Annotated in this window: 20 protein-coding genes; 6 read left to right on the forward strand and 14 right to left on the reverse strand. The window is 60.4% G+C overall.

The genetic code is table 11. The features are described 5' to 3' along the window. Positions 1-954, reverse strand: a complete 954-nt coding sequence (locus tag CO666_RS02895) for an NmrA/HSCARG family protein (protein WP_097610656.1) — start codon at positions 952-954, stop codon at positions 1-3. A 191-nt stretch (positions 955-1,145) separates the two neighbouring features. Then, a complete protein-coding gene (locus tag CO666_RS02900; RefSeq protein WP_097610657.1) occupies positions 1,146-1,544 on the reverse strand; it encodes a VOC family protein in 399 nt (132 codons plus the stop codon). Between the two features lie 88 nt (positions 1,545-1,632). Here CO666_RS02900 and CO666_RS02905 point away from each other — a divergent pair, with 88 nt between their 5' ends. Beyond that, a complete protein-coding gene (locus tag CO666_RS02905) occupies positions 1,633-2,340 on the forward strand; it encodes a helix-turn-helix transcriptional regulator (RefSeq protein WP_097610658.1) in 708 nt (235 codons plus the stop codon). On the opposite strand, the gene CO666_RS02910 is transcribed toward CO666_RS02905, so the two are convergent. After that, positions 2,335-3,222, reverse strand: a complete 888-nt coding sequence (locus CO666_RS02910) for an AraC family transcriptional regulator (RefSeq protein WP_097610659.1) — start codon at positions 3,220-3,222, stop codon at positions 2,335-2,337. The genes CO666_RS02905 and CO666_RS02910 overlap by 6 nt on opposite strands. A 26-nt stretch (positions 3,223-3,248) precedes the next feature. Here CO666_RS02910 and CO666_RS02915 point away from each other — a divergent pair, with 26 nt between their 5' ends. Next, entirely contained in the window at positions 3,249-3,656 is a 408-nt protein-coding gene (locus CO666_RS02915; protein WP_097610660.1) for a DUF2000 family protein, read from the forward strand. 51 nt (positions 3,657-3,707) lie between these two features. Here CO666_RS02915 and CO666_RS02920 read toward each other — a convergent pair whose 3' ends face one another. The 9 genes from CO666_RS02920 to CO666_RS02965 form a co-directional block, all read right to left on the reverse strand. After that, complete coding sequence (locus tag CO666_RS02920; protein ID WP_085737761.1) at positions 3,708-4,373, reverse strand: YiaD family glycine zipper/OmpA-like lipoprotein; 666 nt, start codon at positions 4,371-4,373, stop codon at positions 3,708-3,710. Positions 4,374-4,819: 446 nt separating this feature from the next. Beyond that, positions 4,820-5,818, reverse strand: coding sequence for a flagellin N-terminal helical domain-containing protein (locus CO666_RS02930; protein ID WP_097610662.1), 999 nt, complete (start codon positions 5,816-5,818; stop codon positions 4,820-4,822). Between the two features lie 272 nt (positions 5,819-6,090). After that, positions 6,091-9,246, reverse strand: coding sequence for an efflux RND transporter permease subunit (locus CO666_RS02935; protein ID WP_097610663.1), 3,156 nt, complete (start codon positions 9,244-9,246; stop codon positions 6,091-6,093). Then, complete coding sequence (locus CO666_RS02940; RefSeq protein WP_097610664.1) at positions 9,243-10,448, reverse strand: efflux RND transporter periplasmic adaptor subunit; 1,206 nt, start codon at positions 10,446-10,448, stop codon at positions 9,243-9,245. The genes CO666_RS02935 and CO666_RS02940 overlap by 4 nt, the downstream gene beginning before the upstream one ends. Before the next feature lie 264 nt (positions 10,449-10,712). Next, on the reverse strand, positions 10,713-11,621 hold the full coding sequence (locus CO666_RS02945; RefSeq protein WP_097610665.1) for an adenylate/guanylate cyclase domain-containing protein: 909 nt from the start codon (positions 11,619-11,621) through the stop codon (positions 10,713-10,715). A 325-nt stretch (positions 11,622-11,946) separates the two neighbouring features. Beyond that, complete coding sequence (locus CO666_RS02950) at positions 11,947-13,497, reverse strand: SpoVR family protein (protein WP_097610666.1); 1,551 nt, start codon at positions 13,495-13,497, stop codon at positions 11,947-11,949. Beyond that, a complete protein-coding gene (locus CO666_RS02955) occupies positions 13,494-14,768 on the reverse strand; it encodes a YeaH/YhbH family protein (RefSeq protein ID WP_097610667.1) in 1,275 nt (424 codons plus the stop codon). Before CO666_RS02955 ends, CO666_RS02950 begins: the two co-directional genes overlap by 4 nt. 12 nt (positions 14,769-14,780) lie before the next feature. Next, positions 14,781-16,724, reverse strand: coding sequence for a PrkA family serine protein kinase (locus CO666_RS02960; RefSeq protein WP_085737768.1), 1,944 nt, complete (start codon positions 16,722-16,724; stop codon positions 14,781-14,783). 398 nt (positions 16,725-17,122) lie between these two features. Further along, positions 17,123-17,599 carry a VOC family protein gene (locus CO666_RS02965; protein ID WP_097610668.1) on the reverse strand — a complete coding sequence of 159 codons (477 nt, stop codon included), beginning with the start codon at positions 17,597-17,599 and terminating at the stop codon, positions 17,123-17,125. 232 nt (positions 17,600-17,831) lie between these two features. On the opposite strand from CO666_RS02965, the gene CO666_RS02970 reads away from it, so the two are divergent. Beyond that, positions 17,832-20,309, forward strand: a complete 2,478-nt coding sequence (locus CO666_RS02970; protein WP_097610669.1) for an ATP-dependent helicase — start codon at positions 17,832-17,834, stop codon at positions 20,307-20,309. A gap of 21 nt (positions 20,310-20,330) precedes the next feature. On the opposite strand, the gene CO666_RS02975 is transcribed toward CO666_RS02970, so the two are convergent. Continuing rightward, on the reverse strand, positions 20,331-20,678 hold the full coding sequence (locus CO666_RS02975; protein ID WP_097610670.1) for a hypothetical protein: 348 nt from the start codon (positions 20,676-20,678) through the stop codon (positions 20,331-20,333). Positions 20,679-21,074: 396 nt separating this feature from the next. Here CO666_RS02975 and CO666_RS02980 point away from each other — a divergent pair, with 396 nt between their 5' ends. The 3 genes from CO666_RS02980 to CO666_RS02990 all read left to right on the forward strand — a co-directional run bounded on the left by CO666_RS02980 (position 21,075) and on the right by CO666_RS02990 (position 23,866). After that, a complete protein-coding gene (locus tag CO666_RS02980) occupies positions 21,075-21,575 on the forward strand; it encodes an EF-hand domain-containing protein (RefSeq protein WP_097610671.1) in 501 nt (166 codons plus the stop codon). A gap of 316 nt (positions 21,576-21,891) precedes the next feature. After that, a complete protein-coding gene (gene pncA / locus CO666_RS02985; RefSeq protein ID WP_097611016.1) occupies positions 21,892-22,518 on the forward strand; it encodes a bifunctional nicotinamidase/pyrazinamidase in 627 nt (208 codons plus the stop codon). 208 nt (positions 22,519-22,726) lie between these two features. Beyond that, positions 22,727-23,866, forward strand: a complete 1,140-nt coding sequence (locus tag CO666_RS02990) for a GGDEF domain-containing protein (RefSeq protein WP_179869604.1) — start codon at positions 22,727-22,729, stop codon at positions 23,864-23,866. Positions 23,867-23,984: 118 nt separating this feature from the next. Here the strand turns inward: CO666_RS02990 and CO666_RS02995 are convergent, their stop codons facing one another. Next, on the reverse strand, positions 23,985-25,574 hold the full coding sequence (locus tag CO666_RS02995) for a hypothetical protein (RefSeq protein WP_097610673.1): 1,590 nt from the start codon (positions 25,572-25,574) through the stop codon (positions 23,985-23,987). Between the last annotated feature and the right edge of the window lie 86 nt (positions 25,575-25,660).

Consider the following 25,660-nt stretch of genomic DNA (forward strand, 5'->3'; position numbering starts at 1 on the left):
TTAGAGCCCGAAAGATCGCTTGTCGCCGCGCCAGCCCGTGGTCCGTAGATACTGCTCCCAATCGAGCGCCTCGGGATTGAGGCGACGGCTCCATTCCAGATCATGCTCCTTGCCGAAATAACCATATTCGACGGCATACTCGACCATCCCCAGAAGCTCGCGCACGAAAAGCTCGTTGGCGGCGAATTCCGGAAAATACCGCAGCAGGCCATCCCTGGTGAAAGCGTTTCGATATTCTGCCTTGAGGCCGGTTACCTCTCGGAAGGTTTCGACCATCTCGCGCGGCGAGATGATATCGCCGACGATCGGCAGCGTTTTGCCGTTGTAGCGCTCGGGATTTGAGAAAATTTCGAGCACTGCCGGCCCGGTCGCCGTGAGCGGATCGACAAAAGGCGCTCGAAAATCTTCGGGAAGATAGATCGGCAGCACGAGCGTGTCGCCTTCCATGCGCGGCGGATAATATTCGAGAAGGTTCGTGTAGAAGAATGCCAGCATGACGAAGGAATGAGAGATCGGCAGACCGCGAATATAGTCTGCAACGCGCGCTTTGTCGGTGAAGTGCGGAGCAAACTTCGTCCCGCCGGAGATGGCATCGACATTCTCGAGCGTGCTGAAGACGATATGTCCGACGCCTGCCTCAACCGCTGCATCCGCCAGTTGGCGGCCGATAGGAGCCTCTATGGTCGCCGGCGGCATGACGGGCGGCGTCATCAGAAATGCCCCGTCCGCGCCTTTGAAGGCAGCAACGAGATCCTTCTGGAAGCCAAGCTGGAGAGGGACGGTTACAATTTCAGCCCCAAGCCCCTCCAGGCTTAAAGCCTCGGGTGAATCCTTTTTTCGGGTTAGGGCGCGTACGCGAAAACGCTCGCTGCGAAGGAGCGATGATGCGACGCTTCGGCCCTGTTTGCTGGTGGCACCGACAATTGCGATGAGTGGCTTATCATTTGCTGACATAGTTGTGCCTCGAACTTTCCCTGTCACTGACTGCCGATTCCACAGCCAGGCGTCATACTGGAGAGAGCTTTCGGCTGATGCCGATCGCTCGGACCCGGGAGACAACTTATGTCATCAAGCTTTCTTGCTGTAGGCATGCGCAATGCATATGATAATGCCGTTTTACGGATAAATACCGTGGCCGGCCGCGCCTATCGACCGCTGAAGCGTTGTCTCGCAGCCTCGGTGACGGGCGTATAAAACGCGACGCGGGTGCCCTCCGGGTCAGAGAACTGAACCGTGCGATTTCCCCACGGCAAATTCTTGGGCTCATGCACCACCTCGACATGATCCTTGAGCCGAGCGAATTCAGCGTCGACGTCCGACACCATGAATTCAAGAATGGCGGTTTTGTTGGCGCGTGGCTCCGCACTGCCCTCCTTGAAGAGCGCGACCGTTTCCGCGCTCCCGATCGCCACGACGGCACCGGGTGTGACGATCTCGGCAAAGACGGGAGCAAGCCAGTCCGCGCGATAGCCCGTCACGAGCTCATAAAAGGCCACCATGCTTTCGATATCCGAAGCGACGAGACGGGTGGATACGAGTTTCATCATTTTCTCCTTCACGCATAATGATCTCTTTGGCTGCTCTTGTGACATAATCATCCTGCCAGCGTTGTGGCAGCAGGAGTCACCAGCCATGCGAAAAGCGGAACGGCTTTTTCAGATCATCCAGATACTTCGAAGATCAAACCGTCCGGTCACCTCGGCGCAGCTTGCGGACGAACTCGAGGTCGCACGACGAACCGTCTATCGTGACATTGCCCACTTGATTGGCCAGCGCGTTCCCATCGAAGGGGAAGCTGGCTTTGGCTACGTCCTCGACCCACGATACGATATGCCCCCGCTGATGCTGACTGCAGAGGAAATCGAGGCTGTTCTGCTGGGCGTTCAGATGGTGGCAAAGCTGGGTGACCCGGCAATCAACACTGCGGCCAGAGATGTCATCGCAAAGATTGCATCCACCGTACCGGACGACCTTCTTCCGTTCATTGCCGAACCTGCGGTCAGCCTGAAACCTGGCGAGGTCATGGACAGCCTGACGTTCGACAGTCGTCCAATCCGGCGGGCGATCAGGGAGGGGCGAAAGATTGAGCTTGAATATCGCGCCGCGAATGGCGCGGTAACCAGCCGTATCGTGTGGCCGGTGCTGCTCGGCTATGAGGATGCGCGCTGTCTTTTGATCGCATGGTGCGAATCGAAACAGGCCTTTCGCCATTTTCGCACCGAACGCATTCTCGATCTCAAGGTTCTCGAGGAGACCATCGGCCTGTCCAGAGGCAAATTGAGACAGCAATGGCTGCAATGGCGTGAAGCCGAACTTTCCCGTTCGCACCAAGCGCTATGATATGCTGCCGTTGCTGACCTTCGCTGTCCGCTGAAGCCCGGCCCAGCGCCCCGGCGTCACCCCATAGGCTTTCTTGAAATGCCGGATGAAATGCGCCTGGTCGGCAAAGCCCGTGGCGGCCGCCACATCGGCAAACCCCTCGCCCTCGCCCATCAGTGCCTTTGCCTGCTGCAGCCGCCGCATCAGCATGTAGCGGTGCGGGCTGGTGGCAAAGGCCGTGCGGAAATGCCGTGACAGGGTGAAACGGTCGAGACCGGTAATGCTCTCCAGCTCGCCGGAGCGCACTGGCCTGAGCGCATGCGCCTCCAGATAATCGCGCGCCGCCCGCACCTGTCTCCAGGCAACCGTGCCGAGAGCCCGGCGCCGCACCTGCGAATGCCGCGACAGGCCGCCGGCCACCCGGCTGACGAAATCATCGACGAAAAGCTCGTCCAGTTCCCGGTCGAGCTCACTGAGTGCTGCGAGCAGCACCTGCGCCAGTGCGCCGTCGGCGATCACGGGCTGATCGACGAAGGGAAGGCCTATCTTTTCCGCCTCAAGGCATTCCATCAACAGCGCTGGCTCCAGATAGAGCATGCGGTAATGCAGCCCGTCCTCGGTCCCCGCCCCACCGTCATGCTCTTCGTCCGGATGCAGCACGATCACCTGCCCCGGCAGGCTGAAGCGCCGCTCGCCGCGATAGGTGAAGGTCTGCACGCCCTGCAGCGTGACGCCGAGTGCATAGGTATCGTGCCGGTGCGGCTCGAAGACATTGCCGGAGAATTGCGCCTCGATGCGCTCGATACCCGGAAAGGACGGCGCAGTCAGGATGCCGCTGCCCCCTTGCGGCTCGCACAAACGTTCAAGACCCTCGAAGGCCTGTGGCGTTAGATCCTGGTTCAACGCGACACCCGATGAAAGAGACTGGAATGTTTGATACCAAAATTGCGATCGTCCTGCGAAACAATCTTACCGGCTGGCAGAAGCTGAATGTCACCGCCTTCCTGATGACCGGCGTTGCCGGCGGGCACCCCGAAATTATCGGTGAGCCCTACAAGGACCGGGCCGGTAACCTCTATAATCCGTTATCGATCCAGCCGATCATCGTGCTCTCCGCCGACGAGGCGACGATGCCAGCCATCCACCGCCGCGTGCTGGAACGCGATGTCACCGCTTCTCTTTTCATCGAGGAGATGTTTGCGACCGGCCACGATGCGGCCAACCGCGCCGTGTTCGCCGAATTCGCACCCGACGACGCCAAGGTGGTCGGCATCGCGTTGCGCGCCGAAAAGAAAATCGTCGATAAAATCACCAAGGGCGCAACGATGCAGCACTGACAAAAAAGGCCGGGAGCGACCCGGCCTTTCCTAGAAGGGCATGAGCCAGACTCAGCCTTGTGTGATCGGCGCGATCTGGATCTCGACGCGGCGGTTCTGGGCGCGGCCGGCCTCGCTGGCGTTGGACGCAACCGGCTGGGACGGGCCGAAGCCGACGGCGGAGACGCGGCGCTGGTCGATGCCCTGGCCGCCGAGATAATCGGCAACCGAAAGCGCGCGGCGCTGCGACAGATCCTGATTGTGCTGCAGGCTGCCGGTCGAATCCGTATGACCGTTGACGTCGATCAGCGTGCGATTGAATTTGCGCAGCACGATCGCCACCGAATTCAGTGTCGGATAGAAGCCGGGCTTCACCGCGTCCTGGTCGACGTCGAAGGTGATGTTCGACGGCATGTTGAGAATGATGTTGTCGCCGTTGCGGGTCACCGAAATACCGGTGCCTTGGAGCTGGGCGCGAAGCTCGGATTCCTGCTGATCCATATAATTGCCGATCGCACCGCCGGCGAGAGCGCCGACGCCGGCGCCGATCAGCGCTGCGTTACGCTTGCCGTGGCCGCCGCCGCCGACTGCCACGCCGACGAGAGCGCCGCCGATCGCGCCAAGTGCTGCGCCACCCGCCGTATTGGAAACCTTCTGCTCGCCGGTATAGGGATCTGTCGTCGTGCAGGCGCTGAGATAACTTGCTGCAACAGCCAGAAGTAGGAATTTCTTGATCATGGACAGGACGGTCTCCGTTCAAAACTGATGCGAGCAAATGGCAAGGATTGCGGCAAGAAAATGAAGATGTTCCCTTGATAGGGGAATTTCAGGCGCCGAAACAGCAGCCATGTTGCGGGAATGCGCTGATATCACCAGTTTTTGAAGGTGCAGCGCCTGCTTGCTTTATATAACGGCGTCCACCTCTCCTTCCTCATTCCTGTGCTCGTCACAGGAATCCAGCCACCGCGCGTCCGCGCGGTGAGTGACTCAATACGACGGTTGAAAAAGTCTCTCGCGCCCAAGGACTTGGGCGCACTGGATTCCTGTGACGTCCCTCGGGCAAAGCCCGAGGAGGGAATGAGGGAGAGTGAGGCTAACACAGCCCTCAAATCTTCCGCAGATATACAGGGACACCACATGATTCGAGAAACGGCGCAGCACTGCCCCAGCGTCCAATCGCCCCATCAGAAATTCTGGAACAGCTGCCTGACCGTGTCGTAGGTTGCATTGGCGATATTGAGCGATTGCAGCCCGAGCTGCTGCTGCGTCTGCAGTGCCTTGAGCTTGCTCGACTCTTCCTCCATGTCGGCATCGACGAGCCGGCCGATGCCGGCGGTGTTGTTGTCGTGCAGCTTGGTGGCGAAGTCGTTCTGCAGGTTGATGCGCTTTTCCAAAGCACCGAAAGCCGAGCCGACTGTCGTCAACTGCGACAGCGCAGCATCGACGACACTGATCATTTCACCGACCTGTCCTTGCGTCGTGGTGGACGAAAGCGAGATCACCACTTGTCCCGTGGTCGTGCCGTTTTTGCTCGTCATCAGCACGTAGTTTTGCGAGGTGCCGAGTTCGGTGGCGAAATGGTCGGATGTCAGCACGCCGTATTCGCCCGTCCCGGTGGCGCGATCGTCGATCAGATAACGCGCATCCTTGGAGGTCGTGGACCCTACAGGCGTATTGTCGATATGGTAGCTCAGCATGCCCACAGACACCGTGCCGTCGGCGTTGCGGATGAAGGAGGCCGGGATCTGGCGCGGCTGCGTCGGCGTCGTGTCGTTGTTGAGGACCACCCAATTGTCACTGTTGAAGGTCGCCGATTCCGAGACGCTGCGCAGCTGTTCCTGCAACTGCTTGATCTCTTCATTGATCTTGTCCTTGTCGACCCCGTCTTCACTCGCAGCCACCAGCTTGGCCTTGATCTCCGAGACGACATCGATGACGTTCTGGACGCCGGTATAGGCCGTGCCCATCGTGGCAGCTGCCATGCCGAGTGCATCCTGTACCGCGGAAATTGCCTTGTTGTCGGTACGCGCGGTGGTGGCGACCGACCAATAGACGGCGTTGTCACTGGCTTTGGCGACGCGCAGGCCCGTCGTGACGTGGTTCTGGGTGACATCCATCTTCCGGTTGATATCGCGCAATACATGGAGCGCCGCATCAACGGAGACGCGCTGGTAAATACTCACGGGACTAAACTCCAAAACACAACAAACGCAAACAGAACAAGAAATGAACCGTCCGCGCAGACAATCATGTCCGGGGTCGCCGGATTTCCAGCGCATTGCGGCCTTCAAGAAACGGCGAAGGCCAGTCGGTTCCTGCGAACGATCATTGCCGTTTTATGCTTAATAAACGGCTAATCTTCAGAAGTAATTTAGCTTATTTCTCAAGCCTTCATACACCATAGCAAACGCCGCCAAACGGGCGTCTGGCGGCGTTACGAAATCGGATGAAAGTCTTATTCGGCAGCCTGCAGCTGCTCATCGTCAGGCGCGGCACGCGGCCGCGTGGCGATCGCCATCTCCTCGTGCAGCCGTGCTTCCTCATGGGCGTGCGGCTTGGCGAAGCGGGCAAGCAGGAGATAGGCAACCGGCGTGATGAACAGCGTCACCAACGTCGCAGAACCGAGACCGCCAACGATCACCCAGCCGAGCGCGACGCGCGCTTCCGCGCCTGCGCCATGGGCAAAAACCAGCGGCACGCCGCCGAGGATGGTGGCGATCATCGTCATCATCACAGGGCGAAGGCGCAGCGCGCAGGCCTTCTCGATCGAGGAGCGAACGTCCTCGCCCCTGTCGCGCAGCTGATTGGCGAATTCGACGATCAGGATGCCGTTCTTCGCCATCACCCCGACGAGAAGCACGAGGCCGATCTGGCTGTAGATATTCAGGCTGGAGCCGGTGATCACCAGCGCGAAGACCGCGCAGGCAAGACCAAGCGGCACCGTCGACATGATGATCAGCGAGGACAGCACGCTTTCGAATTGCGCGGCCAGCACCAGGAAGATGATGACGATGGCAAAGCCGAAGGTCAGCGCCATACCGCTTGAATTCTCCTCGAGCGTTGCGGCCTCCGCCAGCGGCAACAGACGCGAACCTGCCGGCAGCAGCGGCGCGGCAAGTTCCGTCACCTGTTTGACGGCGACGCCGAGCGACATGCCGTTTTTGAGGCCGGCGGTGATCGCCACGGAAGCGAGCTGCTGCTCGCGGTTGAGCTGCGGCGCGACCGAGCCTTCTGTCATCGTGGCGATGACCGACATCGGCACGATCTTGCCGTCACCGGTCTTCAGGAACACGTTTTCGAGGTCGGTCGGGTCGTCGATCGGCCGCGTCGTCGAGGTCAGAAGCACGGGATAGGATTCGCCGTCGACGAAGACGTCGACTACCGAGCGCCCTTCGAGCAGCGACTGGATCGCCGTCGATAGCCCCGATATGTCGATGCCGAGATCGGAAGCGCGTTCGCGGTCGATCGCCACCGACACCTGCGCCTGGCTGGGCTCGTTGGTCAGGCGCGGCGTATCGTACTGACCGGTGGCGTCGAGCGCCTGGACCAGCTTGGCGGCCGCCGCCGTCAGCGCCTCGTGATCGTTGCCGATCAACGCCATCTGCACGCCGCTGCCGGCGCCGCGAATGCGCAGGCTGTTGGAGGAGATGGCGTTGCCGCGCAGTGCCGGCACCTTCGATGCCGCCTGATTGATGTCGCCGACGATCTCCGCCTGCGTCCTGTGCCGCTCTCCCCAGGGGGCAAGCGTCAGCACCATGAAGCCGCTATTCAGCGAACCGCCCTGGCCGGAGATCGAGAAGATGTTGCGAATGTCGCCGCTCGTCACCAGCGGCTGCAGATATTCCTCGACGAGCTGCATCTTGTCGCGGGTATATTCGAGGCTCGATCCCTGCGGCGTCGTCAGCCGCATCATCACCATCGACCGGTCCTCTTCCGGCGTCAGCTCGCTCTTGACGGTGGAAAAGGCGATGACCGCCGCACCGGCGAAGATCACCGAGAACAGAATGACGACGAAGGGCGCATTGAGGCAGCCGTGCAGCGCCCATTTATAGAGATCGGCAAGCGCCCCGCCGAAGCGGCCGAGCGCGCCATGATCTTCGAGCATCGGCTTCGTCAGCATGCGCGAGGCCAGCATCGGGCAGAGCGTCAGCGCCACGATCGACGACAGCCCGACCGAGAAGGCGAGCACGAAGCCGAATTCGCGGAACAGGCCGCCGACCTGCCCCGGCAGGAAGGAGAGCGGGATGAAGACGGCCGCCAGTGTCGCCGTCGTGGCGATGACCGCGAAAAACACCTCGCGCGTGCCGAGCACGGCGGCCGCCCGCGGCCCCATGCCTTCCGCGCGCCGGCGCACGATGTTTTCGAGCACGACGATCGCGTCGTCGACGACGAGACCGGTCGCCAGCACGATCGCCAGCAGCGTCAGGATGTTGATCGAGAAGCCGACCATATAGATCGCCGCCAGCGTGCCGATCAGCGCCACCGGCATGCTGACCGCCGGAATCAGCGTCGCCCGCCAGTCGCGCAGGAAGAGATAGATGACGGCGGTGACGATGACGGCGGCAAGCACCAGCGCCAGCACCACCTCGTGGATCGCCCCCTGGATGAAGACGGCGTCGTCGCTGGTGATCGCGATCGTCGTTCCCTCCGGCAGCGTCTTCGACAGTTGCTCGACGGCGGCCTTGATGCCGGTCGAAATGTTCAGCGTGTTCGACTGCGCCTGGCGGATGATGCCGAGGCCGATGCCCGGCTTGCCGTTCGAGCGCAGCGCCGTTTCGCCGTCTCGCGGCCCGAGCGTCACCGTCGCGACGTCGCCGAGCCGGACGCGGTCCTGCAGCATCACGTTGGAAAAATCTGCCGGCGTCTGGAGACTGGCGGTGGCGCGCACCACGATATCCTGCGTATTGCTCTTCAGCGAGCCGGCCGGCACGTCGAGCGCGGCATTATCGAGCGCCTTGATAAGGTCGCCGATGGTCAGTCCGCGGCTCGCCAGCGCGCCCTGATCGACATCGACACGAAAGACCTTCTCCTGGTCGCCATATTCCTCGACGTCGGCGACACCGTCGATGGAGGCCAGCCGATCGATCACCTCATTCTCGACCAGCTGCGTCAGGTCGTCCATGTTGAGCTTGGTGGAAGTAACGGCAAGACGCATGATCGGCGAGGAATCCGAATCCGCCTTGACGATCTGCGGCGCATCCGCCTCGTCGGGCAGGTTCTGGGTGATCCGGCCGATCGCGTCGCGCACATCGTTGGCGGCAACCGCGAGGTCGATCGCATCGGAGAATTCCAGCGTCACCCGGCTCTGGCCGAAGGAAGAGGTCGACGAGATCGACTTCAGGCCGCTGACGCGGGCGACCGCCCCCTCGATCACCTTGGTCAGTTCCTGGTCGATGGTCTGCGGCGACGCACCGTCGAAGCTGGTGCGCACGGTGACGACGGGACGGTCGACATCCGGCAGTTCGCGCACTTCGACGCCGACATAGGCCGCAAGGCCGGCGACGACCATCAGCGTATTGAACACCAGCGCCAGGATCGGGCGGCGCACGAAAAGCGCGGTGAAGCTCTGTTTGCCCGAGGCCCTGTCCTGATGAATCTCGGTCACGCTCATTGGGTCGCGACCTCCGCATTCGCGGCGACATCGGCGCTCACCCGCACCGCCCCGCCCTCACGCACACGCTGCAGGCCCTGCGTCACGATCTGGTCGCCGTCCTTGAGATCGGCTTTGACGAGCACGAAATCCGGGTTGCGCTGTACGACGCTGACCCGCACCTTGTGCGACTTGTCGTCGTTAACCTGCCAGACGAAGGATCCTTGAGAATCCCACTGCACGGACTGCGGGTCGACGGCCGGATATTTATCGCCGGGAAATTTCATGCTGACACTGAAGGACATGCCGGCGCGCAGTTCATCCGAACTGTTGTCGATCTTGGCGCGCAGGCGAAGCGTGCGGCTTGCCGCGTCGATGCGGTTGTCGACGGCCTCGACCATGCCCGAAAATACCTGTCCGGGCTTTGCCACCGACATCGCCTCGACCGGCTGGCCGACCGACACCGTGTTGGCGAAGCGCTCGGGCACCCAGAAGTCGACGAGGATTTCCGACCGGTCGTCGAGTGTGACGATCGGAATGCTTGTCGTGACGTTGTCGCCGATATTGACCGGTACGATGCCGACGATGCCATCGATCGGCGCAATAATGTTGCGCCGCGCGAGATTGAGTTCGGCCGCCTGCAGCTGCAGCCGCGCCCCCTGCTCGGCGATTTCGGAATCGAACACGTCCATGCGCGACACGCTGGACTTGATGTTGTGATAGAGATTGGATTTCTCGACGGCGGCCTTGACCGCCACATCCGCCTGGCCGCGAGCAATCACCTGTTCCTCGCTGTCGAGCTTGGCGAGCACCTGGCCGGCCTTCACCTTGTCGCCCGACTTGATGAGGATTTCGCGGATCGTGCCCGATGCCTGGGCCGTCACCGCGACCGAACGGATCGCGTCGCCCGTGCCGATGGCGTTCAGCCGGTCGTTGACGACGCCCTGGATGACGGCCTGCGTCGCGACGAGAGTGGCGCCGTTGCGTCCGCCGCCATTGCGGCGGTTCTGCCCCTGCCCTTCGCCCCGCTGCTGCCCTTGTGCCCGGGCGGGCGCGTCAGCATCCGCCGTCTCCTCAGCCTTCGGCGCGATCCTGGAAACGATGCCGTCTGGAATACCTGCATTGCGCATCGTATCGCCGGCCCCGGGCACAAAGAAAACCCACGCGGCAAAGCCGGCAACAATGACGATGAGCGAAAGTATAAACTGCTTCCAAAAAGCCATTCACGTCTCCGGAGGGACTCGAGGTTGGACCAGGGTCGGTCGAAAGAGGCGCTGCGGGATCACAATCCCATGGTGCGACAATATCGCGCGTTTACAGCTTACCGGCAAGCATAAGCAGCCGGCATTACCGATTTGTAATATCAGCGAAGAATGGAAATAACCCGGCCGCTCACTTTTGCTTGAACGAACGCCCGCCATGTCTTCGATACTGCCGATTGAAGGGCGGGATGTCGCACAAAATCTCTGCCGCTATCGGCTAGATGCCTATCGACGCATCGACCATCGCAGGCCCATGACAGCCGCAATCCCCAATATCGGCCATACCGCCCAGAACTGCCCCGTCCAGGTGAGGAGGTTGATGCCGACAAGGCCGAGCGCCACGATTGCCAGCGCGGTGATCTTGCGGTTGAACCGGGTTTGGTCGCGATTCCAGGCGAGCGCCGCGACGACGGCGAGCGCAAGCACCGGAAAGCGCGCCCAGAAAACGCCCTGCCACGATAAAAGATTGATGGCGATCAGGACAGCCGCGATGACGCCGAGCACAGCGAACAGCCTGCGCCTGCCAGGCACCGGTCTTGCCTCGGCGATTTCAGCCACCGGCTGCGGCCGTGCGGGGCCCGATCGTTCGGCAGGCGGCGTTTCGTCCCTGGCATTGCCGATCCTCACCGCATAACTCGGCACGCCTTCATCGACGTTCTTCACCATCAGCGGCCCGAGAAACTCGAAACCGACCGCGACCTTGTTGCGGACCTGATCGTAGACGGTACTGGATATGACGATGCCGCCGGCCGACGCCGAGGCCTGAAGCCGTGCAGCGATGTTGACGCCGTCGCCATAGATGTCGTCGTCTTCGACGATCACATCGCCGAGATTGATGCCGATGCGAAACAGCATGCGCCCCTCTTCCGGGCGGCGGGCGTTGAAACCGGCAAGTTCGTTCTGGGTGTCGACAGCCGCGCGCACCGCCTCGACCACGCTTGGGAAATCGGCGATCAGCCCATCGCCCCAGGTATTGATGATACGGCCGCCATGGCTTTCGATCAGCCGCCCCATCGCCTCCCGGCAGCGCTTCAGCGCCGCAAGCGTCCCCTCCTCGTCAGCCCCCATCAGCCGGGTATAATCCTGCACGTCAGCACAGAAGATCGTCGTCAGCTTGCGCCGCGTTTCACCCATGGTCTCTCGTCTCCGCGCCATCCGTTCCGGAATATTGCTGCAAAGGCCGAATTTGGTTGAGGACATCGATAGGGCGATCGCAGCGGCGGCAGATTACGAAGGCTTTGCCTTTGTTGCCACCGGTAATTGCTGATCGCCAACCCGCGTTTTCCGGCATGCGCGGCGGCATGGACAATTCAATGCCCTTCATTCGCCCAGTCATCGAGCTTCAAAAGCTCCGAAACGCGGACAAAACCCTCGTCACGCGTGACAAGGGTTGCGGCAGTTAGGCCCCTCCCATCGGCTCCCGACCCTTCCAAATCCGGCGCCTCAAGAGAAAACACTCTCACTGAACGATCTTGCGCGGGCTCGCCGTGTGTTCCCTTCCGACAGTGTTCGAACCGTCGATTTCCTGTAGCAAGACGTCATAGCCCCAGAGATCGGCGAGATGTTGCAGGACGAGTTTCGTATCGTCTTCCTGCAGATAGCAGCCATTCATGACGATGTGCTGCAGCAGCAGGCGCCGGTCGCCGGCAAGGTCGACATCGACGATATCGATGGCGGGATCGGTCCAGCCGATATCGTATTCGCGGGAGAGCTGGCGGCGAATACGCAGATAGCCGCGCTCGTTGTGGATGGCCGAAACGAGCACCCCCTCGGCCTGCTCCGGATCGTCGTAGAGATGGAACAGCCGCAACTGCCGGATCAGGTTGGGGCTCAGGAACTGGCTGATGAAACTTTCGTCCCGGTAATTGGCCCAGATGTCGCGCAGGACACCCATCGCATCGCCGCGGCCTGATATATCGGGGAACCACGCACGATCCTCTTCCGTCGGCGCCGTCACGATCCTCTCGATGTCCTGCATCATCGCAAAACCGAGCGCATAGGGATTGAAGCCCGAGAACGGCCGGTCGTCGTAGTTCGGCTGGAACACGACATTGGCATGCGACTTCAGAAATTCGAGAATGTTTCCGTCGCTGATCTGCCCGCGTTCGTGCAGCCGGTTCATGATCTGGTAATGGACGAAAGTGGCGGTTCCCTCGTTCATCACCTTGGTCTGCCGCTGGGGATGGAAATATTGGGCGACATGGCGGACGATGCGAAGGATCTCGCGTTGCCATGGCTGCAGCCGCGGCGCCGTCTTCTCGAGGAAATAAAGGATGTTGTCTTGCGGGAGGCCGAGGGCGGCGCGGCGCTTTTCCAGGCCGATGTCACCCGCCTTCTTCGCCTTGCCGACGGGAACCGTGCGCCACAGATCGTTGAACATCTGCTCTTCGTGGGCCCGGCGCTCCTGCAGCCGCTTCTCCTCCTGGCGGAGGTCGAGGGTGTTCTTGCCGGCATATCGGTGCACCCCATGCGACATCAGCGCGTGCGCCGCGTCGAGCGTGCGCTCGACGGCCACCTCTCCGTAACGTTCCTCGCAACGGGAAATATAGCCCTTGGCGAAATCGAGGTAGTCGAGGATGCCTTCCGCGTCGGTCCAGAGCTTGAAGAGATAGTTGTTCTTGAAAAAGTGGTTATGTCCGAAAGCCGCATGCGCGATGACGAGCGTCTGCATCGTCGCCGTGTTTTCCTCCATCAGATAGGAGATGCAAGGAGAGCTGTTGATGACGATCTCATAGGCAAGGTCGCGCATGCCGCGGCGGTAGAAGGCTTCATGATGGGCAAAATGCTTGCCGAAGGACCAATGGCGGTAGAAGAGCGGCATGCCGGTCGAGGAATAGGCATCCAGCATCTGCTCGGAAGTGATGACTTCGATCTGGTTCGGATAGACGTCGAGGCCGAGTTCGCCGAGCGCGATTGCCTCGCAGGCATCGTGGATCCGCTGCAGCGTTGAAAAATCCCAATCGGCACCTTCGAACAGAAGCAGCTCTTTCGACCTCAGCATCGTGGTCATGGCGTTACCTTCGATTGCGCGTCACGTTTCTGGAAGAGATCGTGGAAAACCGGAAATATCTCGTTTCGCCGGCAGACCTTGCGCATTGAGAGCGGCAGCAGTTCGGAGCGGATCCCATCATAGAGCATCCACAGAGGCGAACGGGATATCGAGGAGTCGCCGCCTTCTTCCCCGACCTCGATATAGGCGAAATACTGGCACAGCGGCAAAATCTCGCGCACCAGCTGGCCGGTCAGGTTTCCGTCCGAATGGGCGTTGTCGCCGTCCGAGGCCTGGGCGCCGTAGATGTTCCATTCCGCCGGGTCGAAGCGCGCCGCGATGATCGCCCGCATCGTCGCCAGCGCGCTGGATACCAGCGTGCCGCCCGTTGCCGGACCGTAAAAGAAGGTTTCCTCGTCGACTTCCTCGGCCCTGTCGGTATGGCGGATGAAGACGATCTCCACTTTCTTGTAGCGCTTCGACAGGAAGAGGTAGAGCAGCAGGTAGAACCGCTTCGCCAGGTCCTTCATGTGTTCCGACATCGAGCCGGACACGTCCATCAGGCAGAACATCACAGCCTTTGCCACAGGCTTCGGCTCGTTTTCAAAGCGGCGATACCGGACGTCGAGCGGATCGATATAGGGAATGCGCCGGCTTTTATCTCTCAGGGTCTTGAGTTTCGCCTCAAGTGCCACGCGGCTCTCGTCGTCCTCGCATTCCGCGATCTGCCGCTGCAGGGCTTCGATCTCTTCCCGGCGCGGACGGTGAAGCGCGACACGGCGCATCATCGCGAGCTTCGTCGTGCGACCGACGGCGATGTTGGAAGGCGATCCGGATACGGAATAGCCGGCCCGGAACGGCGTTTCCTCCTCGGTTTCGGCCAGGCGCCGTTTGGCAAGATCCGGCAGTTCCAGATCGTCGAGGAACACGTCGAGGAATTCTTCGCGCGTCAGCACGAAACGGAAGCCGTCCTCGCCGTCGCCCTCGCCTGCATCCTTGGGTTTTCCGCCCCGGCTCCCCGGCGGGCGCGGGAGGATGTCACCCTCGACGAAGGCCCTGTTTCCAGGCAGGATGTGATCGTGGATGCCTCCGCCGCCCCGGCGCAAATTCGGTTCGGCCATTCCATCGATCGGCAGGCTGATCTCCCCGCCGTCGAGCACGTCGCGGATGTTGCGGTTTTGCAGAGAGCGTTTCACCGCCTGCTGCACGGCGCCCTTCATGCGTCGAAGGAACCGCTGCCGATTTTCCAGACTTTTACCGCGCGGATTTAACCGCCGGTCGACAATGTGCATAATGGCTCCGCATTAACTTGCCTGTTTGACGCGCATGTACCATTCCACAAGGCGTCGAACCTGCCTCTCGGTGTAACCCCGCGCGGCCATGCGCGAGACGAATTCGCTGTGCTTCTTTTCCGTTTCGGAATCCTTCTTCGATCCGAAGGAAATAACCGGCAAGAGATCCTCGACCTGGGAGAACATCCGCTTTTCGATGACTTCCCGAATTTTCTCGTAGCTGGTCCATGACGGATTCTTTCCGCCGTTGGCTGCCCGCGATCTCAAGCAGAACTTGACGATTTCGTTGCGGAAATCCTTCGGATTGGCGATTCCCGCCGGCTTCTCGATTTTCGTCAGTTCCTGGTTGAGGAGCTCGCGGTCGAGAAGCTGGCCGGTATCGGGATCCTTGAAGTCCACATCTTCGATCCAGGCATCGGCATAATCGACGTAGCGGTCGAACAGGTTCTGTCCGTAGTCCGCATAGGATTCAAGATAGGCCTTCTGGATCTCATTGCCAATGAACTCTGCGTAACGCGGTGCAAGATCGGCCTTGATGAACTCCAGATAGCGCTTCTCGACATCGTCGGAAAACTGCTCGCGGCGGATCGACTGCTCCAGCACATACATCAGGTGAACCGGATCGGCGCCGATGTCTGTGGTGTCGTGGTTGAAGGTGGAGGCAAGCACCTTGAAGGCGAAACGGGTCGATATTCCGTCCATACCCTCATCGATGCCGGCAGCATCCCGGTATTCCTGAACGCTGCGGGCGCGTGGATCGGTTTCCTTAAGGCTCTCGCCGTCATAGGTGCGCATCTTCGAGAAGAACGTCGAGTTTTCGTGTTTGCGCAGGCGTGACAGCACGGAAAAACGGGCGAGCATTTCGAGCGTTGCCGGGGCGCATGGCGCATCGGCGAGTTCCGACCCCTCGATCAGCTTCTCGTAGATCTTCTGCTCTTCCATCACGCGCAGGCAATAGGGCACCTTGATCACGCAGATACGGTCGATGAAGGCCTCGTTGTTCTTGTTCGCCTTGAAGGTCTGCCATTCCGCTTCGTTCGAATGCGCCAGAACGATCCCCGAGAAGGGTATCGCGCCGATATTCTCGGAGCCGATATAGTTACCCTCCTGCGTCGCCGTCAGCAGCGGATGCAGCATCTTGATCGGGGCCTTGAACATCTCGACGAATTCGAGAATGCCCTGATTGGCGCGGTTGAGCCCGCCCGAATAGCTGTAGGCATCGGGATCGTTCTGCGAATAGGTCTCGAGCTTGCGGATGTCGACCTTGCCGACCAGCGACGAGATATCCTGATTGTTCTCGTCTCCGGGCTCGGTCTTGGCGATGGCGATCTGGCGCAACCGCGAAGGCTGAACTCTGACGACGCGGAAGCGGGAAATATCGCCGCCGAAATCGTCAAGCCGCTTCAGGCACCACGGGCTCATCAGCCCGTTCAGGCGCCGCAGCGGGATGCCGTATTGCTCCTGGAGCAGCGACCCCATCGTCTCCGGATCGAAGAGATTGAGCGGACTTTCGAAAACAGGGCTGATCTCGTCGCCGGCCTTCAGCACATAGATCGGATGAACCTCCATCAACAGCTTCAGCCGCTCCGCCAAGGACGACTTGCCGCCGCCGACCGGGCCGAGCAGGTAGAGGATCTGCTTGCGCTCCTCCAGCCCCTGCGCGGCATGCCGGAAGAAGGACACGATGCGTTCGATCGTTTCCTCCATGCCATGGAAGCCGGCAAAGGCCGGATAGATGCGGATGGTCCTGTTCATGAAGATACGGCCGAGGCGCGCGTCCCTGGCGGTGTCGACCATCTGCGGCTCACCTATCGCGGCGAGCAGGCGCTCGGTCGCATTGGCATAGGCGATCGGGTCCTTTTTGCAGAGATCGAGATACTCTTGCACCGACATATCGGTTTCACGGCGCGCTTCATAACTGCGCGTAAACGCATCGAATACGGATTCACTCAGCATGGTACCTCCATTAAGGTTATGCCGCAGGCTCTAAGCCGTATAACCATCCAGATGGTCACGGCGTTCCTAAGAATCAATAATTTCGCAGATATATTCGACGCCCACCGGCTGTTTCTAGCAATGCACAAAAGTGTGCATGCACCGGTTCTTTTTTGAACTCTACGAAACTGTTCATTATTGTAGTTGAGAAGGGTGCCTTCGCGATATCAGCACATTTCACGACGTGACAGAAAGATGAAAAGGGTGTGCAATGTCGCCCGTGATTCGAACTCTCGAAAAATCGACGATTGGCAGCCGGATCTGCGCAAAGTCGATGCTGGACAGCACGTGCCGATGCGCCCCAGACAGATGGAAGCGGGCGCATCCCGGCCGCTAGATCATGCGCCCGCCGAGATAATTCAGCCGTTGAACGCCTTTTCCAGTGCAGCGACATCGATCTTGACCATGCCGAGCATCACCTCGGTCACGCGCTTCGCCCGCTCGCGGTCGCTGTCGGCGATCATTTCAGAAAGAACACGCGGCACGATCTGCCAGGAAAGACCCCAGCGATCCCTAAGCCAGCCGCAGGCCTCCGGCGTGCCGCCATTGGCGAGAAAGGCATCCCAGACCCGATCGATCTCCACCTGGCTTTCCAGCAGAATCGCAATCGAGAACGAATGGTTGAAGCTGTCGAGCGGGCCGGCCTTCATCGCCAGGAAGGCCTGGTCGCCGAGCGTGAACTCGATCAGTTCGACGCTGCCGGGAGGCCCGCTCGGCGTTTCCGCCGGCAATATGGTGGTGCGACCGATCCTGGAATTCGGGATGATCGACACGTAGAATTCGACCGCTTCGCGGGCTTCCTCGGCAAACCAGAGATTTGAAACGACCTTCGGCATGAACAGCTTCCTTGTTGACGGTTGATCCGGACCGTTGTCCGATGAACCAAGGACGGCCGCCCCGGATCGGTTCCGACAGGCTGCACCAGGATTTTTTTCGGCCGCCTTCGCCGTAGGGAGGTCGCAGCCGCAACTTCCGCGCCTGGGAAACCTCTTGGGATAGCGGCGGTTCGGGAATGAAAGCAGAACATCTTTTCTGGTCTTTCCATCCCGAATCACTACATTACGCGCCATGAGCAACAGTTTCGACGATATTCCCTTTTTCGACGAAGAGCCGGGCGAGATGGCGCGCAAGCCGCAGCCGCCTGCCGCGCCCGCCGGAAGAGCGCCCGCCGGCGGCGGCATTGCCGCCCGCGCCATGGCGGCGCGTGACGGTGGCAAGCGGCCGGATTATCTCGCCGGACTGAATCCGGAACAGACCGAAGCGGTCGAAACCCTGGAAGGCCCAGTCCTCGTGCTCGCCGGCGCCGGCACCGGCAAGACGCGCGTGCTGACCACCCGCATCGCCCATATCCTCAATACCGGCCGCGCCTTCCCCTCGCAGATCCTCGCCGTCACCTTCACCAACAAGGCCGCCCGCGAGATGAAGGAGCGCATCGCGCTGCTCGTCGGCGGCGCCGTCGAAGGCATGCCGTGGCTCGGCACCTTCCATTCGATCGGCGTCAAGCTGCTGCGCCGCCATGGCGAGCTCGTCGGCCTGAGCTCCGGTTTCACTATTCTCGACACCGACGACGTCGTGCGGCTGATCAAGCAATTGATCCAGGCCGAGGGCCTCGACGACAAACGCTGGCCGGCCAAGCAGTTCGCCGGCATGATCGATACCTGGAAGAATAAGGGCCTCGGCCCCGCCGATATCCCCGAGGGCGATGCTCGCGCCTTTGCCAACGGCCGTGGGCGCGATCTCTATTTCGCCTATCAAAACCGCTTGTCTACGCTGAACGCCTGCGACTTCGGCGACCTGCTGATGCATCCGATCGCGATCTTCCGCAAGAACCCGGATCTCCTGAAGGAATATCACGGCCGCTTCCGCTATATCCTCGTCGACGAGTACCAAGACACCAACACCGCCCAATATATGTGGCTGAGGCTGCTGGCCCAGCGGACCAAGGGCGAGCCGCAGAATGTCTGCTGCGTCGGCGACGACGATCAGTCGATCTATGGCTGGCGCGGCGCCGAGGTCGACAATATCCTGCGCTTCGAGAAGGATTTCCCCGGCGCCAAGGTCATCAAGCTGGAGCGCAACTACCGCTCGACCGAACATATCCTCGGCGCGGCCGCCCATCTGATCGCCCACAATGAAGGCCGCCTGGGCAAGACGCTGTTCACCGACCGCGCCGATCCCGACGACGTCAAGGTGCAGGTCCACGCCTCCTGGGATTCGGAGGAGGAAGCCCGCGCCATCGGCGAGGAGATCGAGCAGCTTCAGCGCAACAAACATCTGCTGAACGACATGGCGATCCTCGTGCGCGCCTCCTTCCAGATGCGCGAATTCGAAGACCGCTTCGTCACCCTCGGCCTCAACTATCGCGTCATCGGCGGCCCGCGCTTCTACGAGCGCCTCGAAATCCGCGATGCCATGGCCTATTTCCGGCTGGTGGCGCAGCCGGCCGACGACCTCGCCTTCGAGCGGATCATCAACACGCCGAAGCGCGGCCTCGGCGATACGACGGTGCGCGCCCTCCACGATTATGCCCGCGCCCGCGACATCCCGATGCTGGCGGCCGCAGCCGACATCATCGAGACGGACGAGCTGAAGCCGAAGGCGCGAAAAGCCCTTTTCGACGTGATTCAATCTTTCCGCCGGTGGCAGGAACTGCTTGAAAACACACCACATACGGAACTTGCCGAGCAGATCCTCGAAGAGTCCGGCTATACCGATATGTGGAAGAACGACAAAAGCGCCGAGGCGCCCGGCCGCCTCGAAAACTTGAAGGAACTCATCCGCTCGATGGAAAGCTTCGAGTCGATGCGCGGTTTCCTCGAGCACGTCTCGCTCGTCATGGATGCAGAGACCAACGAGAATCTCGATGCCGTCTCGATCATGACGCTGCACTCGGCCAAGGGCCTGGAATTCGACACCGTCTTCCTTCCCGGCTGGGAAGAAGGCCTCTTCCCGCATCAGCGCTCGCTCGATGAGAGCGGCCGCGCCGGGCTGGAGGAGGAACGCCGTCTCGCCTATGTCGGCATCACCCGCGCCAAGCGCCGCTGCCACATCTGGTTCGTCTCGAACCGCCGCATCCACGGCCTCTGGCAATCGACCCTGCCCTCGCGCTTCCTCGACGAACTGCCGGAAACCCATGTCGAGGTCGCCGAGATGGAGCAGAGCTACGGCGGTTACGGCCGCGGCGGCTACGGCCAGTCGCGCTTCGACAAGGCCGAGCCCTTCGCCAATTCCTATTCCACCCCCGGCTGGAAGCGCGCCCAGGCCAACAAGAACGATGCCACCCGCGACAACTGGGGCAGCCGCTCCGGCCATGCCGTCGAACGCATCGGTTATGGCGAAAGCGGCCCGAAGGGGCGCACGATCGACGGCGAGTTGGTGGCGAAATCGACCTCGTCCGAGCCGTCGAAATTCACCCTCGGCGACCGTGTATTTCACCTCAAATTCGGCAACGGCAACATCACCGGCATCGAAGGCAACAAGCTGACGATCGAATTCGATCGCGCGGGCCAGAAGCGGGTACTGGACGGGTTCGTCGAGCGCGTGTGATCTTGCGGCGAGTGGGAACCCTCACCCGAACATCCGCATACTGCTGAGCCCGAGAATGTCGTTCAGCAGGGCGATCCCCATCCCGACGGCAACGATCGACAATCCGATCAGGAAGAGCCGCCGAGCCTTGTCGTATTTGAGCGCAAGCAGCGAGTCGCGCGCGAGCAGGTCGGCAAAAACCTTCACCTGAATGGCGATACCGACGGTCAGGAACGCCATCGGCAACAGATCGACACGGCTCCAGTCATTGGGATTGGACACCCAGAGACTGATGAAGTTGAGGGAGAAACCGAGGATGATCCCGGTCGCCGTCAGCGATCCGTTGCGGAACGTCGCATCGATTTTTTCGTCTGGCCCAGGCTCGGACATGGCTTCGCTTCCCGCTTTTGCGCAAGAAAGGCAGAAATCGCTGCGACGAGCAAGATCGATCCGGCGTTGCCCCGCTGAGAAGACGGACGAAATGCCGCAGCCGCACAAAGCAGGCCGCATCCTCCATCACTCTCCCACAAGCCGTGCCGGCACGATCTCATCCGATAAAAGGCATAAATTTGCCCGGCTGCGAACACGGAGGCAACCCAAAAAATCCAATATTTTCAATGGAACGATTTTGGTAACCGAAAGGTTAACGCGCGTTGCCCCGCCTCGTCAATCGCACTTCTCCCCTGTCAAAACGTCGCTTTGACGCTTTCCGCAAATCAGCTTAGCCCGGAGGCTGCCCACCCATGAAAGGCGGGCTTCACGACGAACTTTTCGAAGGAGGTTCAAGTGACCAGTGTTTCATCTCTCGGCAGTACATTAACCCAATACCAGTCTCCGCTTTCAAGCCTCGACAAAAATGGCGACGGCGTGATTTCGCCGGACGAACTCGCCGCCGCTTCCCAGTCCTCGACAGCGAGCAAGACCTCGACCGACGACAGCGACGACAAAAGCAGCGACATCGTCAAGAAGATCACCGCCGACATCCTGTCGCTGATGCTGTCCCTGCAGAAGACCGACGGCAGCGATGATCAGGGTGACGGCAGCGATCAGAGCGACGACTCTTCCAAGGGCGTTTTCGCCTCGATGGATACGAATGGCGACGGCAAGTTGACCGAGTCCGAATTCCTCGCCGCCGATACGAGCAGCATCAAAACGTCAGGCGACAGCGATCCGCTGCTCACCAAGGTGTTGAGCGACATGCAGACAGCGCTTCAGGCCTACAACAATACTTACGGCTCTTCCGCCGTGGCGACCGATACCGCAACCGACGACGTGGCGGCGGCCTGACCAGATGAGATGAGGCTCCGCCGGGGGAGCCTCGATCCATCGATTTGCGAAAGCGCCTTGTCAGGCAGCCTGGTTTGGCGGCAGTCGCCGCCTCTGTCGGCTTGCAGCTACCTGTGCTCCCTCGTCATTACTGTCCATTTCAACATGAGAGCCACCCCACATTCCCTCAATGATTGCATTAGCATGTGCTTTTTCAGCCGTTTGCTACCGTTAGTATCAGAATTAGCACTTGCATGTGCGCTCCCGGAAATTCACTAGTGGATGCGCTCAATGTGCTTGGCGTCTTACACTGAAATAAGCGAAGGGATTGGCCTTGATGAAAGCGCTGCTGCTCGTCGACATTCAGAACGGCTTCTGCCCGGGCGGCAATCTGCCGGTGCCGGATGGCGACAAAGTGGTTCCCATCGCAAACAGCCTGATCGACAGCGGCAAATACGACCTGATCGTCGCCTCGCAGGACTGGCATCCGCCGGGCCATGGCAGCTTCGCTTCCTCTCATCCGGGCGCGGCTCCCTTCGAGATGGGCGAACTCGCCGGCAAACCGCAGATGATGTGGCCGGACCACTGTATCCAGGGCACGCGCGATGCAGAACTGCATCCCGCGCTCAAATCGGCAGAGATCGACCTGATCCAGCAGAAGGGCGAAGATCCCGGGATCGACAGTTATTCGGCCTTCCGCGATAATGATCGGGATGCCTCCACCGGCCTCTCCGACTTCCTCGAGGATCAGGGCATCACCGATCTCGATGTCTGTGGGCTGGCGACCGATTACTGCGTCAAGTTCTCCGCGCTCGACGCGCTGGAGATGATGCCCCATGTGCGCGTCCGCTTCATCGAGGATGCCAGCCGCGGCATCTCGCCCGAAGGTGTGGCGGCCGCGATCGAGGAGATGCGCGCCCATGGCATCGCCATTATCGACAGCGCCAAGATTTTGACCGCCTGACATGGAGCGCCCTGCGTCCTTCCGGACGCACAAAGGACCTGTCGCCGGGCTGGGCTGGCGATCGCTGACGGAATGATCGCGGCCGCCGAGATCGGCCTGACGGCGTCCGTATTGGGGCGAACGCCCGGGACCAACGCCGCGCCAAGCAGGAATTTATTCATCCGCATCGCCTATGAATATCACACATGAGTGCAAGGGGTGCGGGGCAATGGGCGAGATGCGCGGACGCTTGTCGGAGATATCAAACGTTAAAGCTCGTTGGCACGGCCTGCTGATATCAGTGCTCCGGCCCTCGCGCGATTTCGCTGCCCGGCATTATGACGAGCACCGGTTCAATTGCCTCATCATGACGCTGGTCACAGGCGTGGCCGGCACCTCCCTCTGGACGTGGGACTTTACCCACGATCCCGTTGGCGCGGCCAATACGGTTTGGTTACGCCTCGCCACGCTGCCCATCGCATTGCCCTATATCGCAGCGCTTTGGTTGCGGCTCGACCGGCGCCTTGCCCTTGTCGCCGCATTGGTCATGTTTCTCGGTTGGGAGGCGTGTTTTTTCGTCATCATGGGACGCATCGAAGGCGGGTTCGTCTATGGCCTTGCCGGCTTCATGTACTTCGTCTTCATGCCTCTCCTGGCGACCCGATGCTTCACATTCGCCAGCAATGCGCTGCTGGTCTTTGCCATTGTCGCCTTTCCGGAAGTGATTGCCATGACGGGTGCCGTCCCGCTGTTTGCTGCGGACAAATACGCGGCCTTGCTGGTGCCGGCGGGAAACATGAGCATCATCGCTGCCTTTATCATGGCATGGCTTTATGGCGCCAATGACGCTTTCCGGCAAAAGCTCGAGCTTGAGGCTGCGACCGACGCGCTGACGGGCCTTTCCAACCGGCGGCGTTTCCGCCAGAGGCTTGAAGAAGTAGCGCGGCTGCAAGGCATGGTCGGCCTTTTGACCCTCGATCTCGATCATTTCAAGCAGGTCAACGACACGATCGGTCACTTCGGCGGTGACGAATTGCTCATTCAGGTCGCTCAACGCCTGCAAGCCTGCGTCCGCACCGGAGACGAAGTCGCCCGCCTGGGTGGAGACGAGTTCGCAGTCATCCTCGGCGGGGAAATAAATGAGCGCGAAGCGCGTCTCGTCGCCGAGAGGATGCTGGCGGCACTCGAGCGGCCGTTTTCGATCAGCGGCGAGAACTTGACGATTTCAGCCAGCATCGGGGTGTCGATCCGGCCGACCCACGACGGTACTGTGACGCAGATCTACGAAATTGCCGATGCCGCCATGTATGCGGTCAAGGCTAAGGGGCGGCGGGGATACGGCTTTGACGCGGTCAAGACGGCGGTCTGAGAAAAATCCCCTTTGGCGACTTCTCGCAGTCACAATGCCGGCGGTGGGCGCCTAAACGTAAGAATGCAGTTAGGCGCCGACGAGCGAAAAATTGAAGCTGAGAAGGCTGACCGCCACCTTATTTCAGGAGATAGGCGTCGTACGTCTCATCGCTCCCGGCGACCGGACCGAAGCGTTTGACGAGGTCGGCTGCGCTCAGGAAAGCTGCAATCTCCTCCGGCGTCAGCGACAACCGCCAGACGTAGCTCTCACGCAAGGAGACGGGTGCATTAATCTGATCAAGTCGCTGCGAAAGAAGAACGATAACAGGTACGTGCTCGCTCTGTCGCAGCCGGCGTGCCGTTTGCAGAACATCGGTAAGGCTGAGCGAAAGCCGCGCGTTGCGGGTATATCGTACGATGGCGCCGAACCGCTCCTCCCGCATCAGATAAGTGCGATTGGAAACATAATAAGGCAAGGCTTCCACGAGATAGTCGGGATCGGCCACGATGATCGCATCCTTGAGATCAGGGCGCGATTGAATGAACGCACCGAAATCCTTGCTTCGGCTCAAGGGGATTTCGGCGACGAAGGCCCGATTGAGTTTCTCGAGACCGGACGCAGCCTGTAGCGCCAACAACAGCAGGAAGCATAGACGCCCTAGCTTTACGATGCCGCCAGCAGCCGCCACGCCGGTAACGCCCGCCTTTTCGCGCTGGAAGTGTGCAGTGGCTGTGATCGCGATCATGAAAACCAGCCAGAGCGCCTGATGTCTGTATCCGCCGGGATAGACGAGCGTAAAAAGCAGCGAAAGCCCTAGAAGAACGAGTGCCGCTGCGATCATCGCCGGCGGCCGGTTCGCCAGCGCCAACAGACTGCCGTAGACGAGCGCGGACATCAACGTCGCGAAAATACGGGAAGCCAACGGATAGGCCACGATCAGTTCGAGGATCCTGTCGGGATAGAACTCCATAAAATGCGAACTGGGCGCCGCAAGAGCGCCAAGGGCCAGCAAAGCGAAACTCTTGCCGGCGAGATCGTTCTGTCCCGTATCGTTGAAGGTCGGGTAGACTGTCACGAAACATAAAACAATTCCAACCGCGGCGATGGCAGCGGCCGTTGCCAGGGCCCGATATTCCGTCACGGAAGGCCTTGGTCGCGCCAGAATCAAATCGAAAAACCAATAGGCAAGGAAGCCGCCGACGAGGACGACCGAATGGACGTTGGTGTTTGCCAGCAGGGCAAACAACAGACCAGGCAATATCCCGTTGCGTGTCCCTTTCTCCCAACTCAGCACGATGAGGAAAACTATAAGCATGCTGATGCCGTAATTTCGCGACATCGCGGCATAGTCGAAAATCAGAAAACTGCTGCACAACGACAACAGCATGATGGAAAGCGGCAGGTTCAGCCTAAAAACAAGGAGATAAGCCGCAGCTGCCGCAATCGTCAGCGCGAGGATCTTCAGGACGATCGGTGAGCCGACCACGATATAGGCGGCGCGCAGCAGGATATACCAGAGAGCAGGATGACCCTCGCCATGCATCTGGCGAAGCATATCGATGAAATTGTCCCCCTGAAGGGCGAGTGACAATGCACGAACCTCGTCACGCCAGACTGTTTCGGACCAGCAAAGCGCAGACGCCACCGCAAGCCAGGCCATAAAGATCAGGGCCTTGCCGAACTTGGCCGATCGAGTTTCACCGATAATAGACACCATCAAGGCCAAGCAGCACGCAACCCAGTGAACGAAAGCATGACGACCGTATCGGCGCGGAAATAATTTGGCGTTAAGTGTCGGCCTGAGTTGATTTT

Source organism: Rhizobium chutanense (genome assembly GCF_002531935.1).
GTDB classification, from domain to species: domain Bacteria; phylum Pseudomonadota; class Alphaproteobacteria; order Rhizobiales; family Rhizobiaceae; genus Rhizobium; species Rhizobium chutanense.